12 protein-coding genes are annotated in these 17,763 nt (G+C 41.6%); 5 read left to right on the top strand and 7 right to left on the bottom strand.

Going from position 1 to position 17,763, the window contains the following annotated elements; genetic code table 11:
* The first annotated feature begins 79 nt into the window (after nt 1–79).
* A complete protein-coding gene (locus J3P37_RS09230; protein WP_256010819.1) occupies nt 80–2,923 on the top strand; it encodes an outer membrane beta-barrel protein in 2,844 nt (947 codons plus the stop codon).
* A 147-nt stretch (nt 2,924–3,070) separates the two neighbouring features.
* Here J3P37_RS09230 and J3P37_RS09225 read toward each other — a convergent pair whose 3' ends face one another.
* Nucleotides 3,071–4,819, bottom strand: coding sequence for a glycoside hydrolase family 3 protein (locus J3P37_RS09225; RefSeq protein ID WP_256010818.1), 1,749 nt, complete (start codon nt 4,817–4,819; stop codon nt 3,071–3,073).
* 190 nt (nt 4,820–5,009) lie between these two features.
* A complete protein-coding gene (locus J3P37_RS09220; RefSeq protein WP_256010817.1) occupies nt 5,010–5,285 on the bottom strand; it encodes a hypothetical protein in 276 nt (91 codons plus the stop codon).
* A 272-nt stretch (nt 5,286–5,557) separates the two neighbouring features.
* Here J3P37_RS09220 and J3P37_RS09215 point away from each other — a divergent pair, with 272 nt between their 5' ends.
* Nucleotides 5,558–6,049 carry a hypothetical protein gene (locus J3P37_RS09215; protein ID WP_256010816.1) on the top strand — a complete coding sequence of 164 codons (492 nt, stop codon included), beginning with the start codon at nt 5,558–5,560 and terminating at the stop codon, nt 6,047–6,049.
* A 54-nt stretch (nt 6,050–6,103) separates the two neighbouring features.
* Here J3P37_RS09215 and J3P37_RS09210 read toward each other — a convergent pair whose 3' ends face one another.
* The 4 genes from J3P37_RS09210 to J3P37_RS09195 all read right to left on the bottom strand — a co-directional run bounded on the left by J3P37_RS09210 (nt 6,104) and on the right by J3P37_RS09195 (nt 8,781).
* Nucleotides 6,104–6,349 carry a hypothetical protein gene (locus J3P37_RS09210; RefSeq protein WP_256010815.1) on the bottom strand — a complete coding sequence of 82 codons (246 nt, stop codon included), beginning with the start codon at nt 6,347–6,349 and terminating at the stop codon, nt 6,104–6,106.
* A gap of 98 nt (nt 6,350–6,447) precedes the next feature.
* A complete protein-coding gene (gene rnc / locus J3P37_RS09205) occupies nt 6,448–7,185 on the bottom strand; it encodes a ribonuclease III (protein ID WP_256010814.1) in 738 nt (245 codons plus the stop codon).
* 82 nt (nt 7,186–7,267) lie between these two features.
* Nucleotides 7,268–8,524 carry a beta-ketoacyl-ACP synthase II gene (gene fabF / locus J3P37_RS09200; protein ID WP_256010813.1) on the bottom strand — a complete coding sequence of 419 codons (1,257 nt, stop codon included), beginning with the start codon at nt 8,522–8,524 and terminating at the stop codon, nt 7,268–7,270.
* A gap of 20 nt (nt 8,525–8,544) precedes the next feature.
* On the bottom strand, nt 8,545–8,781 hold the full coding sequence (locus tag J3P37_RS09195) for an acyl carrier protein (protein WP_008508386.1): 237 nt from the start codon (nt 8,779–8,781) through the stop codon (nt 8,545–8,547).
* Nucleotides 8,782–8,932: 151 nt separating this feature from the next.
* Between J3P37_RS09195 and J3P37_RS09190 the strand changes: the two genes are divergently transcribed.
* The 3 genes from J3P37_RS09190 to J3P37_RS09180 all read left to right on the top strand — a co-directional run bounded on the left by J3P37_RS09190 (nt 8,933) and on the right by J3P37_RS09180 (nt 14,509).
* Nucleotides 8,933–9,349: an IPExxxVDY family protein gene (locus J3P37_RS09190; protein WP_256010812.1), complete on the top strand. Its 417-nt coding sequence runs from the start codon at nt 8,933–8,935 to the stop codon at nt 9,347–9,349.
* A 66-nt stretch (nt 9,350–9,415) separates the two neighbouring features.
* On the top strand, nt 9,416–10,846 hold the full coding sequence (gene pyk / locus J3P37_RS09185) for a pyruvate kinase (protein ID WP_256010811.1): 1,431 nt from the start codon (nt 9,416–9,418) through the stop codon (nt 10,844–10,846).
* 360 nt (nt 10,847–11,206) lie between these two features.
* A complete protein-coding gene (locus tag J3P37_RS09180) occupies nt 11,207–14,509 on the top strand; it encodes a vitamin B12-dependent ribonucleotide reductase (protein WP_256010810.1) in 3,303 nt (1,100 codons plus the stop codon).
* Nucleotides 14,510–14,649: 140 nt separating this feature from the next.
* Here J3P37_RS09180 and infB read toward each other — a convergent pair whose 3' ends face one another.
* Complete coding sequence (gene infB, locus J3P37_RS09175; protein WP_256010809.1) at nt 14,650–17,751, bottom strand: translation initiation factor IF-2; 3,102 nt, start codon at nt 17,749–17,751, stop codon at nt 14,650–14,652.
* Nucleotides 17,752–17,763 lie beyond the last annotated feature (12 nt).

Genomic DNA, 17,763 nt, shown 5'->3' with positions numbered 1-17,763 from the left:
TTCAGCATCTTTCTATTAAACGCTCTTGTAAACTTGCGATCAAAGACCCATACACAGTAAAATCAGCGCCCAATTAACAATGAAACAAAGTTTAGTAATATTAGCTTTTGTGTTTATTACAACGAGCCTGTTTGCCCAGCGGCAAGTCTCTGGCGTATTAAAAGATTCTACCGGCACTCCCCTTATTGCAGCTTCGGTGAAACTAACATCCGCCAGTGATACCTTATTAGCCAGATCGGACCTGAACGGAAAATTTGTATTCAGTAATGTTCAGTCATCTCAATTTCTAATAACAGTAATGAGCCTTGGCTATCAAACTTTAAACCGGAGGTATCTCTATAAGGAAGATACCAGCCCGCTGGTGTTGGATCCGATAATTGTGCAGATCCAAAGCAATCTGTTGAATGAAGTGGTCGTTTCCGGTTCAAAGGGTGTTACGGTGAAGCAGGATACTGTTGAGTTCAGAGCTAGTGATTATCCGGTGCGTGAAAACTCTGTGGTGGAAGACGTGCTTAAAAAGTTACCAGGAGTAGAAGTAGATAAGGACGGTAATGTAAGCAGCCAGGGTAAAAGTATTACCCGTGTAAAAGTTAACGGCAAAGATTTTTTTAATGGCGACTTAAAGACAGCCACTCAGCAACTGCCGGCAGAAGTGATTGAAAGAATTCAGATTGTTGACGATTATGGTGACCAGGCAAACATAAGTGGCATCAGAGAAGGTGATCCGGAAAAGATCATAAATATTACTATCCGTCCTGATAAAAATAAAGGAATGATTGTTAATGGAGTTGCTGGCGGAGGTAATCAGGGTAGATATCAGGTATCGGGAATGGGTCAGTTTATGAATAATGATCAGCAAACTTCGGTTCTGTTGAATCTGAATAATACAAACGCCTCCATTTTTAATTTTGACGGTGGCGGCCGGAGAGGCTTCGGCGGAGGCCGCGGCGGCTTTACTCCGGGAGGAGGCGGAGGAAATTTTGGTGGAAACAATAATAATGGCATCACAAACGCATCCAGTATTGGATTGAACTACCGGGACGATTTAAGTAAGAAAATAAGCATATTTGGAAGCTACAGCATGCGTGTTAGAAATACAGATCTGCTTAGCAATAATTATAGTCTTGCTAATACTAATGTCGAGGATCTCGGTAACCTGGAAACCACTTCAAACACCGATTCAGAAACAGACAACTCCAATCATCGTTTCAACTTTAATCTGGAGTATAAAATTGACACCTTGAATTATTTGAGAATATCTCCCTCCTTTAGTTATGCAGGTAGCGAAGCACAGGTATTTTCAAATTCGCTTCAGAGAACAGATCAATCACTTAACAGCCAGATCGCAAATTCATATGCGGAATCAACGTCACCAGATATCGGTGGAAATATTATCTTTAATCACCGTTTCAATCGGCCAGGGAGAAATTTGTCTGTGGCTGCTTCATATAATCAGTCGGATAACGAAAACGAGCAGGACCGGAATGACGACTTTCTATTTTACGCTGACGGTTCAGCAAGTCCAACCGATTCGACCTCGCATCGTTTAATCAATACTAATAACGAAAGTCATTACACTAATGCCAATATTACGTATTCAGAGCCCGTAGGAAAATTGGGCCGTGTGGATATTGGGTATACATATTCTCTTTCTTCTTATGATAATAGCCGTATCACTAAGTTGTATGAAGGTGAAACGCCAGTGCAAAATGACAGACTAAGTAATATATATGATTATTCGTTTGCTACCAACCGTTTCAATCTGAATTATCGTTTTGACAAGCAGAAATTGTATAATTTCAACATTGGGTTGACTGCACAACCCACGCTGTTAAAAGGTCGGTCGCAAACAAGCGGAGCTCCTGAAACAAATAAATCCGGATTTAATCTATTTCCAACCGCAAGGTTTTCTTATAACTTCGCAAGGTCTAAGTCGCTGACCATTAATTACAATGGACGGAGCGCTGAGCCTTCTTTTTCGCAGATCCAGCCTGTTAGGGATGAAACAGATCCGCAAAGGCCAATTGTAGGGAATCCCGGCTTAAAGTCGGCTTTTAACCAATCTATTAACGTTAGCTATAACAATTCGAATTCTCAGAGCGGAACTTATTTTAACGCAGGTCTTTTCAGTACTATTACTTCCGACCAGATAGTCAGGAACATCAGGACTTACCAGGTTAGGATAGAACCGGAAAATCCCGGTGATCCCGAAAGATATAATACTATTCAGGAGACAGGTTATCTAAATGCGGATGGCTACAACAACACTAATGCTTACTATTCATGGTCTAAACCTTTTGCTGATCGTAAATATACGCTTCGTTTAGGTGGGGGTGTAAGCAATACAAACGATGTTTCTTTCGTAGATGGGGAAAAGAATACCGGTAAAAACTGGTCTCTATCGCAAAGCCTGAGGTGGACGATAAATCCGAATCAAAATATTGAAGTTTATCCCGCAGCCAGCTATCGTTATTCATGGGTGAACTATGGTTTGCCTAACTATAATGACACAAAAGCAAGTACCTGGTCTTTTGATCTTGGAGGAAAGGTGTATTTTCTGAAGACCTTTATCGTGGGTTTTGACCTGAGTAAGAATCTCAATACCGGTTATACCGGTACCACTAATTCCAATCCGTTCATAGTAAATACTTACCTTGAAAAACAATTTTTTAATAAAAGAGGAACCTTTAGAATCCAGGGATTTGATTTACTCAACGAAGGTACCAATATCAGCCGTTCGGTTAGCGGCAATATGACTACAAATAGTGAAACAAACCGTTTGACACGGTATTTTATGGCCACATTAAGTATAAGGCTCCAGAAATTTGCAGGCAACTCGCAGCAGAAATTTGATAGTGACCGGGAAATGATGAGACAGCGGAGAACTGAGGGAGGCGGGATGAGACCTCCAGGAGGTTTTTAGATGAAAGAAGTTGTCTGAAAAGGTTAGTTTCTGCACATGCGGCACGCATGCGCTAGAAAGGGTAGATCACTCCTGCTAGCGCACGCGTGCGGCGTGTGCTAAATATTACGTAGAGCAAATAGACCTGTTCTGACCTTTTTTTGATCATTACTTTATGACTAAGTTCCCTGTTAAAGCTTCGGGAATTGGCATATACTGAAGTCCATCACCCGTTTTAAACAGTGGGCTAACCGTTACCGGCAATCTGCCTGAGGCGTTCATTTGTCCACTCAGGACCTTGGCAGACGCCCGCTGGGCTTCATCACTATTCTGATAGTTAACAATAATTGTTTTGCTTTTTTCAATGCCTGGCAATGCCGACAATGTGTAGGGGTTAGCAAATAGACAGGTTACAATATTGCGGCCAGGCAGCTCCGCGATAAACCGGTTCAACTGACCGTTATAATCCAGTTTGCTTTGAGGGCGCTTTCTATAATCATGAATAGCCAAAATCACCTGATCATAGGTTCTTAGTTCTTTTTGTATGTTAGCGATGTCGCTGGATGAAGCAATTTTGGACAAGATGAAATTTGTTGAGTTAGGAAAGCTGATATTTAGTTGCTTTTGAAACGTGGTTACTTCCGTAACGCCCACACTGATAAATGCAGTCCTGGCATCGGGATTCAAGGCTTTAAGCAGACTGTCGTTCCTTAAAACGGTAACAGCTGCGTCTGCGAGTTTTTGATTCAATGCAAAGACTTCAGGCCTGTTAAGCATTGCATGGATGTCCGATGTGTCGGCTAACGTTGTTCTACTATCTAAACCCGCCCAATACTTTGCAGCTAACACCTTTTTTACGCTTTCCCGGACCTGTTCACGGCTAAGGCGTTTCTTCCTGATCGCTTCACGTGTTAATTTAATGGCACGTTCTGTATCTTCTGATAGTTCGATGATGTCGTTGCCTGCTATAAGTGCCCTCACATCCGCTTCGCCATTAGGGAAGTATTTGACAACGCCTTTCATTTCCATGGCGTCGGAGATCGCAAGACCTTTAAAACCCAGTTCTGTTTTTAACAAATCTGTCACAACTGGACGAGAAAGCGTTGAAGGCAGATTTTTCGTGTTATCAAGCGCGGGTATATTCATGTGTGCAACCATTACGCCGGAAGCGCCTTTTTTAATTAATTCTCTGAAGGGGTAGAGTTCCAGGGAATCGAGGCGTGCTTTTGTGAAGTTTAATTTGGGAAGATCGTTGTGCGAATCCACATCGGTATCACCATGGCCTGGAAAATGTTTTATACTGACAAGTATGCCCTCGTCCTGGAGCCCGTTCAGGTAAGCCTCCGCTTTCAGAGCCACATTATATTTGTTGTCTCCGAATGAACGGTAATTGATGACCGGATTACGCGGGTTATTGTTAATATCAACGACAGGTGCAAAATTAAGATGCATGCCCAGACGTTTGAAGTCCCTGGCAATTTCCTGACCCATTTGATAAATAAGACGATTATCCTGAATCGCGCCTAATGTCATTTGGTAAGGGTATGAGATTGTGCTGTCTAAGCGCATGCCCAAACCCCATTCTGCGTCCATGGCGATCAATAAGGGAACTTTAGATATAGACTGATAACTGCGTGTTAGAAGCTCCTGCCTACCTGGTCCTCCCTGAAAGAAAACTAATCCGCCAACCTTTGCCCGTTTGATCAGGCTTGCCACAGAATCTTCATATGCTTTACCAAGATTGGTGTGAGCCCTGATAAAAAATAACTGAGCAATCTTTTCCTTTTTATTAAGCTTTCGATACACTGAATCTACCCAGTGCTTTTGTTCAGGGCTGGTTTCTGTGAAGGGTTTTCGCCCCTGGCTGTATGTCAGAAGGGCGTGGATTACCAGAAAGGAGGCTAAATAATATTTCATGTGTATTGAGCAAAGTGTCCTGGCTTAACAAGACTATATATATTGAACTCAATATTACAAATATTATCAGAGCTTGTTCATTTTAAAAATTGATTATGATGTTTAAAGTATAAAGGATTAGTCTGGTTTGCGATTACATGAGGAAAATAAAACGCACTGTATATACAGTGCGTTTTATTTTGTTTGGCGACTAAGGAGCTGGAGTTGTCGTGGTGTCTGTCCCGGTCCCAGTACCAGTTCCAGTACCAGTTCCCGTCCCGGTTCCTGTACCTGTACCTGTGGTGTCGGTTGTACCAGTTCCAGTTCCAGAGCCAGTCCCCGTATCAGTCCCAGTCCCAGTATCGGTACCCATACCACCGTCAGTCATGGTTGAATCTGTTCCCGATTGTCCCTGTTTGCTCGAGGAGCATCCCAGGGATAAGCTTAATCCTGCTACAAGTAGCAGTAAAAAAAAGTTGTTTTTCATAATGTAATTAAATTGAGATGTAAATCCTTAACAGACAACTGTCTATATAGATTTAAAAAAAATAAATATTAAGATAGTGTTTGCTAGTTCCATTCTTTTGTAAGGTATAAATGACTTTTGATGAATTAACAATTTTTGCTCTTAATCGAGCCTTGTTTTTTATATTTTTAGAAAATCGAGTGTTGTATTATCAAATTATCATAAAAATTGAATTTTTGTTTGCAGATTTATAAATAAAGCTGATATTTGTTGTGAAAATAAAATTGAAAATTATGAAACACACAATCTTATCAGTCTTTTTTGCTCTGGCGTTGATTGTAAATGCTAAGGCGATCGATAAAAACAAAAATCTTAATAGAGAAACAAATGCCTCTTATTTCGCCCAAAATAACTTCGAAGCGAAATATCACGATGCAAAAAATGTAGTTTGGTCAAATGTGGATGGATATTATAAAGCTGCTTTCACACTGAACGGGGTAAAGAAATCTGCATTCTTTAACGCTCAGGGTGAATATGTGGCAACTACAGAGTATATTTCCGGAGAGAAATTGCCAGCTAAATCACTTGAAAAGTTAAAGAAGTTATATAAAGATTATACCTTAGGCGAGGTTCTTCAATTTGAAGTTGATGATACTGCAGGAGCTGGTGCTTACACGTCATCTTCCGATAATATGTACTATTTTGCGAGCTTACGTAAGGAGGATAGTCAAATAGTGGTAAAGATCACTGCGCAAAATGACGTATCATTCTTCAGAAGTTTATAATCCTTATCATATTTAATAACAAAAAAGCCGGATAAGAATCCGGCTTTTTTGTTATTAATTTTTCTTCCCGGTGGTATCCTTGCCAACGCTTACCCGTGACGACTGGTTGTTGCTACCCGTACCTGTAACAATTGTTGTGTCGCTGGTTGAAAGCGATTGAGTAGCCTGTACAGAATCAGGGTTCTCTTTGTCATAAACCTGTGTGGTATCTGAAAAGCCTTGATTGGATTTTTCAGATTGAGAACATGCTGTAACAAGGGAGTAAACAAGAAGGGCAGTGATACAAATTTTATACTTCATTGGACTTGAATTGATATACATCCAACAATACGAGCTCGTAATAGATTTAAATCTTTTTAATTTGTTATAGATGACCGGAGGGGGGAGGAATTTTGGAATTAGATGCCCAGGGCCTCACACGCTTTTTCTGCAGCTAGTTTCTCAGCGTTCTTTTTATTGTAGTCCCTGCCCGAGCCCTTATTTTCTCCATCGATAGTCACTTGGATCGTAAACAGCTTTGAGCTCTCTCCCTCATTATTTGCAATCAATTCAAAGGTGACATCTTTTCCATGCCGCTGGCACCATTCTATCAGTTTGCTTTTGAAATTCGTCTCCGTATTTTCCAGGGTGTGTATATCCACATGCGGTTTAATAATACGCTGAAGAATAAAAAAATGGGTGAAATCGTAGCCTTTATCCAGATAAACAGCACCAATAAGAGCCTCAAAAGCATCGCCAAGTAATGATCCCTGTTTCGCAGGATAATTGATTATTTTGCTATCAAATTCTATCAGCTCATTTAGACCCAACTTCCGCGATAGCTGATTAAGGTTTGCCCGGCTGACTATCTTGGATCGCATTTCTGTTAGGAAACCTTCACTTTTATAAGGGTAGCGCTTAAATAATTCGTCTGCGATTACGGATCCAAGCACCGCATCTCCCAGGAATTCCAGACGTTCATTGCTATTTTTTGTGCCATTTTTGACCGTTACTGCGGCAGACCGGTGGCGGAAAGCCATCCGATAGAGATTCACATTACCAGGTACAAATCCAAGTAAATTCCGGAGCGATTTGATGTATTTTCGCTGTGGCGAAAAATGAAGCTTATAAATCCTTGAAAATGGAAGTTGCATCATTACATAAACGTAGTAAAAGCACTATTTATATAAAAATAGCAGGTTTTTGCCATTTGCAAAAATTTATAAGCTGTTGTTAAGTTTAGCCTTCATACTTTTTGAAGATCACAGACGCGTTATGTCCGCCAAATCCGAAGGTATTACTTTGAGCTGCTCTGACTATGCGTTTTTGAGCTTTATTAAAGGTTAAATTCAGATTTTGATCAATTTCTGGATCATCAGTAAAATGATTTATTGTTGGAGGAATAAGATCATTTTGAACAGCTAGTATTGAAGCAATAGATTCAATAGCACCTGCAGCACCTAATAGATGACCTGTCATTGATTTTGTGGAACTGATATTTAGCTTATAGGCATTTTCTCCAAAAAGATCAATGATAGCTCTCGATTCGCTGATATCTCCAAGCGGAGTAGAGGTACCGTGAACATTGATATAATCAATGTCGGAAGTTGTTAAGCCAGCATCTCTTAGCGCATTAGTCATCACAAGTCTGGCACCTAATCCTTCCGGGTGTGGAGCTGTAATATGATTTGCATCTGCACTCATCCCGCCACCAATAATTTCTGCATAGATTTTAGCGCCCCTGGCTTTAGCGTGCTCGAGTTCTTCAAGAATGATAGTCCCCGCTCCTTCACCAGCAACAAAGCCATCCCTGTCTTTATCAAAGGGACGTGACGCCGTAGCCGGATCTTCATTTCGGGTAGAAAGTGCATGCATTGCATTAAATCCACCCATACCGGCTTCGTTAATAATAGCTTCAGACCCTCCCGAAATTAACACATCAGCCATACCAAGGCGGATGTAATTGAAAGAATCAATCAAGGCATTCGTTGAAGATGCACAAGCCGAAACCGTAGAAAAATTCGGGCCTCTAAGCCCATACTTGATAGAGATATGACCGGGAGCAATGTCCAGGATCATTTTAGGGATAAAGAAAGGATTAAAGCGCGGAGTACCATCGCCCTTTGCAAAATTCGTTACCTCGTCCAAAAAAGTCTTTAAACCGCCTATCCCCGAACCCCAGATCACTCCGATGCGGTTCGTATCAAACTTGCTGAAATCTCCGAATCCGGAATCCTTTACGGCTTCATCTGTAGAAGCTATAGCATAATGCACAAAAGGATCGACCTTACGGGCTTCTTTTCTGTCAAGGAAATCTTCAGGATTAAAGTTTTTGACTTCGCAGGCAAACTTTGTTTTGAAGTTAGTAGTATCAAATTTTGTAATCGGAGCGGCGCCACTTACCCCGTTAATCAATCCATTCCAATACTCCGTAACGGAATTACCAATCGGAGTAAGCGCACCTAGTCCTGTTACTACAACTCTTTTAAGCTCCATTTATATCGTGGATGCGTTGATTACTTTACGTTTTTCTCTAAATAAGCGATAGCCTGCCCTACGGTGCCGATTGTTTCAGCCTGGTCATCAGGTATTGCAACGTTAAACTCTTTTTCGAACTCCATGATTAGCTCTACGGTGTCCAGAGAGTCTGCGCCAAGATCATTAGTGAAAGATGCCTCAGGTGTTACTTCACTCTCATCTACACCTAATTTTTCTACGATAATTGCTTTTACTCTTGAAGCGATATCAGACATAGTTTTATTTTTTTAAATGGGTTAAATATTTCAGTGCAAAGAAAAATAAATTCTAATTAATATCAAACCTTTTTGTTTTTGTCTAAAAATGATTTGAATTACGCTTGTAACTATTAATCTTTTATACTTTTGCAGTGCTTAAAAAGACATTTTGAACAGGCTTACATTAAAATACGAACTAGACCTTGACTTTGTTTTAATAGCAATCACTTCTTCGTGGAAAGATTATATGCTCTGTTTTAAAATAAATAAGCAATTAAATATAAACTTTGTACGAATAGAGGAGCTTTCTTTGCATACCCGGGGTGACCAGAAAGCCTATTTTTCAAGGTATCTTTATCAGGTTGATGATATGGAGACGGAATATTATCTTTTGGCTAATAAAGGTTCCGAAGGTTATTTGATCCCTGAAATGAAGTCGGTGGATTATTTTATTTTAATAAAAAACTTTATCGATAAAGACGATCTCAGTTACCTGCTGGAGGGTATAAATAAGCTTCAGGGTGTGGTTGTTGCCGCAGAACTTAATCCCGGTAGGTTGAAATCTAAAGAAAATCTGATATTTTAGCAAAATATTTCATAGTGTACATTGTACACTGAAGTGAATCATATAAAAAGAGGTAAATTAAATAAGATGAGACAAGTTCATAAAAGGACAAAAATAGTTGCAACATTAGGCCCGGCTTCTTCAAATAAGGAGACATTGCTGAGCATGATCAAAGCCGGCGTTGATGTTTGCCGGTTAAATTTTTCACATGGTAGCCAGGAAGATCATCAAAAGATTATCGATACCATCAGGGAAATTAACAAGCAGTACAAAACTAATGTGGGTATGCTGGCGGATCTTCAGGGACCTAAAATCCGTATTGGAAAAGTAAAGGAAGGCGGTATCCAGCTGATAAATGGAAGCCGGATAGAGATTACCACCAATGAACTTGTTGGCAACGAGAATCAAATTTATATTACTTATCAAAACTTCCCGAGAGATGTAAGAGCAGGTGAGATCATTCTTTTGGATGACGGCAAGCTTCAGATGCGGGTAGTAGATACAAATAATAAAGATACCGTGGTTTGTGAAGTTGTTCACGGTGGTGTCCTTACTTCACGCAAGGGTGTAAATCTTCCTAATACAAAGATCTCTATACCAAGTTTAACTGAAGAGGATTTAAGCAATCTTGAATTCGCTTTAGCAAATGATGTAGAGTGGATCGGCTTGTCTTTTGTGCGTACCGCTGAGGACATCGTTGAATTGAAGCGTATCATCAATCGCAGTGGCAAGTCAGCAAGGGTGATCGCTAAAATTGAAAAGCCTGAGGCTATCGATAATATCGACGCGATCATTGCTGCTACAGACGGAGTAATGGTTGCCCGCGGTGATTTGGGCGTTGAAATGCCTATGGAGCAGGTGCCGGTTCTTCAAAAGATGATTGCACGCAAATGCCGTGATGCTTCTAAGCCCGTTATTGTAGCAACCCAGATGCTGGAAAGCATGATCACTACTCCGCGACCTACACGTGCTGAAGTGAATGATGTGGCCAACTCTGTTTTGGATGGTGCAGACGCGGTGATGTTAAGTGGCGAGACCTCAGTTGGTGAGTTTCCTCTCATCGTAATTGAAACGATGTCTAAAATTATCACCAATATAGAAGAAACAGCTTATCCTTATCAAACTCCAAAGAAGTTAAATCAAAACTCTCCGAGATATACTTCGGATGCGGTTTGTGGCTCTGCTGTTTATCTTTCTGAGAAAACTAATGCTATTGGTATTGTTGCCATGACGTATTCAGGGTACACTGCTTTCGAAATCTCAAGTCACAGACCCAAAGCAAGTTCTTTTATTTTTACCAGTAATCGCAATTTGCTTAATACGCTTAGTCTGCTTTGGGGAGTCAAAGGCTTTTATTACGACAAAACCGAAAGCACTGATCAGTCTATAAGTGATATAAATCGTATCCTTCGTGAAGAACGTCTAATTATGCCGGGTGAGATCGTAATAAATACAGCAGCAATGCCGATCGAGAAAAAAGGCAAAACTAATATGATCAGAGTTACTGTTGTAGAATAAACAGAGCTTTAGTACTATCATAAAAAAAGCTGGCAATTTCTGCCGGCTTTTTTTATGATAGTACATACAATTTATGTTTGGGATTAACAATACGGCGTTGTATGGATAGTGTAAATTAATTTTGACAATATAGCCTGAGATTTAGGCAATTTAGAACGTTAAATTTGAAGTTTTCCACATTGTAATGCTTTAGTTTTAAGCCATTTCATTGTGCTTTTACTATCCAGGCCAACATTCCCCGGAGAGGTGTGGAAAATGTGAATTGTAATACGTGAATTGTACAGGTAAATTTGATAAAAACTCTCTATAGTTTTTTTAACGATAGATTTGGCTTAAAGACAATAAAATAAGAATACAAATATGGGTAAAAGTACTGCAGCTAAAACAGCAAAAGGAGCCGGATTAGGCTTTCAACGCTACTTCACGAAAGAAGGAGTGGATGTGTATGACTTATTCACTTATGAAAAGCGTTCATCCGTGATCAGGAACCCGGCAGGTGATGCGGTTTTTGAAATGAACGATGTGGAAGTTCCTGCTTCCTGGAGTCAGGTTGCTACTGATATCCTTGCTCAAAAATATTTTAGAAAAGCTGGAGTGCCCCAGGCAGACGGATCTACCGGGTCAGAAAAGAGTATAAAGCAAGTTGCCCATCGTATGGCAAATTGCTGGAAAAGCTGGGGCGAGAGATATGGTTACTTCGCTTCAAAGAAAGATGCTGATGTTTTTTACGATGAGTTGGTTTACACCATAGTGGGCCAGCTTGCTGCTCCAAACTCTCCACAATGGTTTAATACTGGTTTGCACAGTTCATACGGTATAACCGGCGGCCCTCAGGGACATTATTTTGTTAATCCTGAAACCGAAGAACTGGAGAAATCTACATCTGCTTATGAGCGTCCACAGCCTCATGCTTGTTTCATACTATCAGTTAATGATGATTTAGTCAACGATGGTGGTATCATGGATCTTTGGGTTCGTGAAGCCAGGATCTTCAAGTATGGTTCAGGTGTTGGTACTAACTTTTCAGCTATTCGGGGCGAAAACGAAAGATTGTCTGGGGGTGGATATTCTTCTGGCTTAATGTCCTTCCTTAAGATCGGAGATCGTGCAGCAGGCGCTATCAAGTCAGGCGGTACCACCCGTCGTGCTGCAAAGATGGTATGTCTTGATCTTGATCACCCTGAAATAGAAGGCTTCGTTAACTGGAAAGTTGAAGAAGAGCGCAAAGTGGCTGCACTTATCGCTGCCGGATACTCATCTGATTACGAAGGAGAAGCTTATAGAACTGTTGCCGGTCAAAACTCCAACAATTCTGTACGTATTCCCAATTCGTTCTTCAGAGCTTTAGAAAGTGGTTCTAACTGGGACCTGATCGGCAGAACGAACGGAAAAGTTATTAAGTCAATTTCATCAGAGAAGCTTTGGCAGGACATTGCTTTTGCTGCATGGGCATGTGCCGATCCTGGTGTTCAGTATGATACAACTATTAACGAATGGCATACTTGTCCTGAGGGAGGACGTATTAATGCTTCAAATCCATGCTCAGAGTACATGTTCCTCGATAATACAGCATGTAATCTGGCATCGATCAATCTTGCGCATTTCTTTGACACACAGAAATTAACGTTTGATGTAAAAGGTTTCGAGCACGCTTGCCGCGTATGGACTGTTGTTCTTGAGATCTCTGTTTTAATGGCTCAGTTCCCATCTAAGGAGGTGGCACAACTGTCTTACGATTACCGTACCCTTGGTTTAGGTTATGCTAACCTCGGATCTATGCTAATGGTTGCCGGCATACCATACGATAGTGAAAAAGCTCGTGCTATCGGTGGCGCAATTACTGCTATCCTTACCGGTACAGCTTATGCTACATCTGCGGAGATGGCTAAGGAGTTAGGAACATTTAGAAGGTTCTCAGAAAACAGAGAGCATATGTTACGGGTAATGCGTAACCATCGGTTTGCTGCTTATAACTCGACAGAAAATTACGAAGGTCTGGAAATTGCGCCTCCGGGTATCGATCCAAAATACTGCCCTGATTATTTATTGTCTGCGGCCTGCAACTCATGGGATAAGGCTGTTGAATTAGGTGAAAAATATGGCTATCGTAATGCGCAAACGACAGTTATTGCTCCAACCGGAACGATCGGTCTCGTAATGGATTGTGATACAACAGGTATAGAGCCTGACTTTGCCTTGGTGAAGTTTAAAAAGCTTTCTGGTGGTGGTTATTTTAAAATTATCAACCAGGGAGTACCTGCGGCTTTAAGAAATCAGGGATATAAAGAGCACGAAATAGAGGCTATCGTCAATTATGCTAAAGGAGCCGCTACCTTAAAAGGTGCCCCTCATATAAATTTTGATTCACTTGCCGCGAAAGGTTTTACACAGGATGAACTTGAGAAAGTAGACAAATCTCTTTTAGCTGCTTTTGAAATAGGGTTTGTATTTAATCAATGGACGCTAGGAGAAGATTGTCTGAAGCGTTTAGGTTTTAAAGCAGATCAATATAATGCGGCGGACTTTAATCTTCTTAGAGCTTTAGGATTTAATCGCCAGCAGATCAGCGAGGCCAATGAGTTTATCTGCGGTACAATGACAATAGAGGGTGCTCCGTATCTGAAAGAAGAGCACTACCCTATATTTGATTGCGCAAATAAATGTGGCTCAAAAGGCCAGCGTTATATTCATGCGCATGGCCATATCAAAATGATGGCAGCTGCACAGCCTTTTCTTTCAGGTGCGATTTCAAAGACTATTAATCTTCCAAATGAAGCTACGGTAGAAGAGATTAAGGATTGCTATGAATTATCATGGAAACTTGCATTGAAAGCCAATGCTTTATACCGTGATGGCTGTAAGCTGTCGCAACCTCTTTCTACTAAATCCGATACAAAAGATGAGAAAATTGATTCTGTAGAAGAAGTCCTTGGCGAAGCTGCAAACGTTAAATTAAGTGATCTTACGCCTGAGCAGGTATTAGAAGCTGCCAGAGCCATTCTTGAGCGGTCAACGGATACCAAGTTCAAAAGGCAGTTATCTTCGGTTGTAGAGCGTAAAAACCTGCCTGCTAAGCGCGGTGGTTTTACGCAAAAGGCTGCGGTGGGAGGTCAGACCCTTTTCGTTCGTACCGGAGAATACGAAGATGGCACTTTAGGAGAGATCTTTGTGGATATGCACAAAGAAGGTGCTACTTTCCGCTCACTAATGAACTGTTTTGCTATAGCAGTATCTGTTGGTTTGCAATATGGAGTACCTCTTGAAGAGTTTGTAGATAAATTTACCTTTACAAGGTTTGAACCTTCCGGTATGGTGGCGGGACATGAAAATATCAAGAGTGCTACATCTATCATCGACTATATCTTCAGAATGTTAGGGTATGAATATCTTAACCGTACAGATTTGGTTCATGTCATCACTGAGCAAAACGCGATTTTAGGAAATCCTCAAATGGCTGACGAAGATGTTAATGCACATGAGAATGAGTTTGCTGACACTGCGCAGCCTAAGGTAACCAGCGACAAACAGCTAAAGCCTGTGTTTGATATATCCGGAGGCGGCCAAAGTGATGCTCCGGCTTGTACTAATTGCGGTCACATAACAGTTCGTTCAGGAACTTGTTACAAATGCCTTAATTGCGGAACACAAGGCGGTTGTTCATAAACACTTTAATATAGTTTTAAGCCCTGTCCAATCGACAGGGCTTTTTTGTTGGACTTTTTTGAGGATAGTGACCGCGTGAATGTCTACAACAAAAAAGGCGATCTTAAAAGATCGCCTCTGAATAATAAATGCGTTTTAGATTAAAGCTTTCTTTTAACTTCTACGCTTTCGTAAGATTCAACAATGTCTCCTACTTTAATATCATTAAAGTTATTGATATTCAAACCGCACTCGTAACCTGCGGAAACTTCTTTCACATCATCTTTATAACGTTTTAACGACGCCAGTTCCCCTGAGTAGACAACAACGCCATCGCGTATAATTCTGATCTTGCTGTTTCGGTTGATCTTACCATCAAGAACCATACAGCCGGCAATTGTACCAACCTTACTGATCTTGAAGGTTTCACGGATCTCCACATTCGATGTTATCTTTTCTTCAAATTCAGGAGCTAACATACCCTCCATAGCAGCTTTAACCTCGTTGATCGCATCGTAAATAATTGAGTAGAGACGAACGTCAATTTCTTCCTGCTCGGCAAGTTTGCGTGCTCCAGCTGAAGGGCGTACCTGGAAACCAATAATAATAGCATCTGAAGCTGTTGCAAGTAATACATCAGACTCGGAGATCTGACCCACTGATTTATGAATGATATTAACCTGGATCTCTTCTGTAGATAATTTCAATAATGAATCAGAAAGCGCTTCAATAGAACCGTCAACGTCACCTTTAACAATGATGTTAAGCTCTTTAAAGTTTCCGATAGCCAATCGACGGCCAATTTCATCAAGCGTGATGTGTTTCTGGGTACGAAGTCCCTGTTCACGTTGTAATTGAAGGCGTTTGTTAGCAATCTCACGTGCTTCAACCTCACTCTCTAAGGCATTGAATTTATCACCGGCAGTTGGAGCGCCACTCATTCCGAGTACCTGTACCGGAGTTGATGGTCCAGCCTTATCAACCTTCTGACCTCTTTCATTAGTCAGAGCCTTAACACGACCACTATAGCTTCCGGCAAGGATCGGATCTCCTACACGGAGTGTACCTGCTTGTATAAGTACAGTGGTTACAATTCCACGACCTTTATCAAGGGCCGCTTCAATTACCGCACCTGTCGCCCGTTTGTTAGGGTTAGCTTTGAGATCAAGTAGTTCTGCTTCAAGCAATACTTTTTCTAAAAGCAGATCAACATTAAGACCTGACTTAGCGGATATTTCCTGTGACTGGTATTTTCCACCCCAATCTTCCACAAGTATATTCATTGCAGAAAGCTGCTCACGGATCTTATCGGTGTTAGCCCCTGGTTTATCAATTTTACTGAAGGCGAAAACGATAGGAACACCAGCTGCCTGAGCGTGGTTAATAGCTTCACGGGTTTGTGGCATGACGCTATCGTCTGCCGCAATAACGATAATTGCTATATCTGTAATCTTAGCACCCCGAGCACGCATAGCCGTAAATGCCTCGTGGCCCGGTGTATCGAGGAATGTTATTCTCCGGCCGTCCTCAAGTTTAACTTCATACGCACCGATGTGCTGCGTTATACCCCCCGCTTCTCCGCCAATAACGTTGGTTTTTCGTACAAAGTCGAGTAATGAGGTTTTACCATGATCCACGTGTCCCATGACGGTTACAATTGGAGCCCGCGGTATTAGTTCATCTTCATTATCTTCCTGCTCAAGGCTGGCCTCTTCGTCTTCAGGCTTAACAAACTCAATCTCATAACCAAACTCATCAGCAACGATAGTCAGCGTTTCAGCATCAAGCCTTTGATTGATGGATACGAACATACCCAAACTCATACAAGTAGAAATTACTTGCGTAACAGGTACATCCATCATATTGGCCAACTCATTGGCAGTTACAAACTCTGTAGCTTTAAGCACCTTTGCCTGTAACTCCTGCTCCATTGCCAGTTCTTCTGCAGATTGAGCAACGTCATCACGTTTCTGACGACGGAACTTAGCACGCTGAGCAAATTTTCCAGACTTTCCGGCTCCACTTAGACGTGCAAGCGTAGCTTTAATCTGATCTTGTATCTCTTTTTCAGAAGGCTCATCTCCGCGGGCGCCAGGCTGAACACGGTTTCTAAAGTCCGGACGACCAGGAAACTGGCTTTTACCCGGAGTGCCGGCTGCACCTGTGAAGTTAGGACGATTCGGATTAGCAGGTGCTCCCGGCTGCTGTGGTCTTTGCTGTCCACTCGCTGCTGGATTCTGACCAGCACCATGTTGCGGGCTGCTTTGTCCTCCTCCCGGAGCATCTTTGCGTTTCCGTTTCCGCTTGTTGTCATTAGCCGAAACGTTGGATGAGGAAGCAATTGGCTGGTCCTTTCGGCGAGGTTGTTGAGCCGAAAGATCAATCTTCCCTATAACATTAGGCCCGGTTAGACGTTGGGCTTTAGCTCGTATAACTTCATCCTCTGCCGGATCTTCTTCCGTTGCAGACGGCGTAATCGGTTCCTTTTCAGGCTCGGGATCTGGTTGTGTTTCAGGAATGGGGGATGATTCCGGAGCTGCAACCTCAGCTGTAGGAGCTTGAGCAATCACAGGTTCGATTTTTTCTTCTTTTAATGGAACGTCTTCTTTAATATTTTCCTGAATTGGCTCGGCCACAGGCTCTTCCTTTACAGGGGGAGCAGGCTGTTCTGGTTCAGGAACGGGAACTATATCTTTTTTAGGTTCAGGAGCGGGTACTGGTTCGGCAACCTCTACCTTAGCGTCAGGCTCAGGAGTTTCCAGTTTTTCAACTGGTTTACTCTCTTCTTTAGGCTCGGTTTTTCCCTTTCTATTTAACGAATCAAGATCAATTTTGCCAACAACCTTCACTCCCGGTAAACCAAATTCTTCCTGCGGCTGTTTCTGAGCCTCCGGCTCTTCAACTTCGGCTGTTTTTGGTTTCTCCGTAGGAGGTGCAGGAGGGCTGAATGATCCTGTATTTTTGATCAAAATTTCTTCCTGTTCAAAGTCATTGGAGCGGCGAGGTTCTGATTTTTCGGTTGCCGGAGAAGGGGAATCGTCACGGCGTATTTTTCCAATGACAATTTGCCGTGCTTCTTCACGAACGATTTTATCTCCCTGATACTCTTTTAAAAGGGCATTATACATTTCCTCGGAGAGCTTAGTGGTTGGCTTTGCTTCAACTTTGAAGCCTTTCTTTGCCAATGACTCTACCGCGGTTGATAAACCGATATTCAGCTCTTTTGCAGCTTTTAGTAAATTTATGCTTTTACCTTCTGACATCTAAAATTTATT

Origin of the sequence: Desertivirga xinjiangensis (assembly GCF_024436435.1) — a bacterium.
GTDB lineage: Bacteria > Bacteroidota > Bacteroidia > Sphingobacteriales > Sphingobacteriaceae > Desertivirga > Desertivirga xinjiangensis.
Note: the sequence above shows the minus strand (reverse complement) of the source record. Positions and strands in the feature narration are given on the sequence as shown.

Bases quoted from the DNA above. Each gene is read 5' to 3' on its own strand.
- J3P37_RS09210 (WP_256010815.1), bottom strand. From the start codon at position 6,349: ATGAAGTATAAAATTTGTATCACTGCCCTTCTTGTTTACTCCCTTGTT.
- rnc (WP_256010814.1), bottom strand. From the start codon at position 7,185: ATGATGCAACTTCCATTTTCAAGGATTTATAAGCTTCATTTTTCGCCA.
- J3P37_RS09195 (WP_008508386.1), bottom strand. From the start codon at position 8,781: ATGTCTGATATCGCTTCAAGAGTAAAAGCAATTATCGTAGAAAAATTA.
- J3P37_RS09230 (WP_256010819.1), top strand. From the start codon at position 80: ATGAAACAAAGTTTAGTAATATTAGCTTTTGTGTTTATTACAACGAGC.
- J3P37_RS09215 (WP_256010816.1), top strand. From the start codon at position 5,558: ATGAAACACACAATCTTATCAGTCTTTTTTGCTCTGGCGTTGATTGTA.
- infB (WP_256010809.1), bottom strand. From the start codon at position 17,751: ATGTCAGAAGGTAAAAGCATAAATTTACTAAAAGCTGCAAAAGAGCTG.
- J3P37_RS09180 (WP_256010810.1), top strand. From the start codon at position 11,207: ATGGGTAAAAGTACTGCAGCTAAAACAGCAAAAGGAGCCGGATTAGGC.
- fabF (WP_256010813.1), bottom strand. From the start codon at position 8,524: ATGGAGCTTAAAAGAGTTGTAGTAACAGGACTAGGTGCGCTTACTCCG.
- J3P37_RS09225 (WP_256010818.1), bottom strand. From the start codon at position 4,819: ATGAAATATTATTTAGCCTCCTTTCTGGTAATCCACGCCCTTCTGACA.
- J3P37_RS09220 (WP_256010817.1), bottom strand. From the start codon at position 5,285: ATGAAAAACAACTTTTTTTTACTGCTACTTGTAGCAGGATTAAGCTTA.
- pyk (WP_256010811.1), top strand. From the start codon at position 9,416: ATGAGACAAGTTCATAAAAGGACAAAAATAGTTGCAACATTAGGCCCG.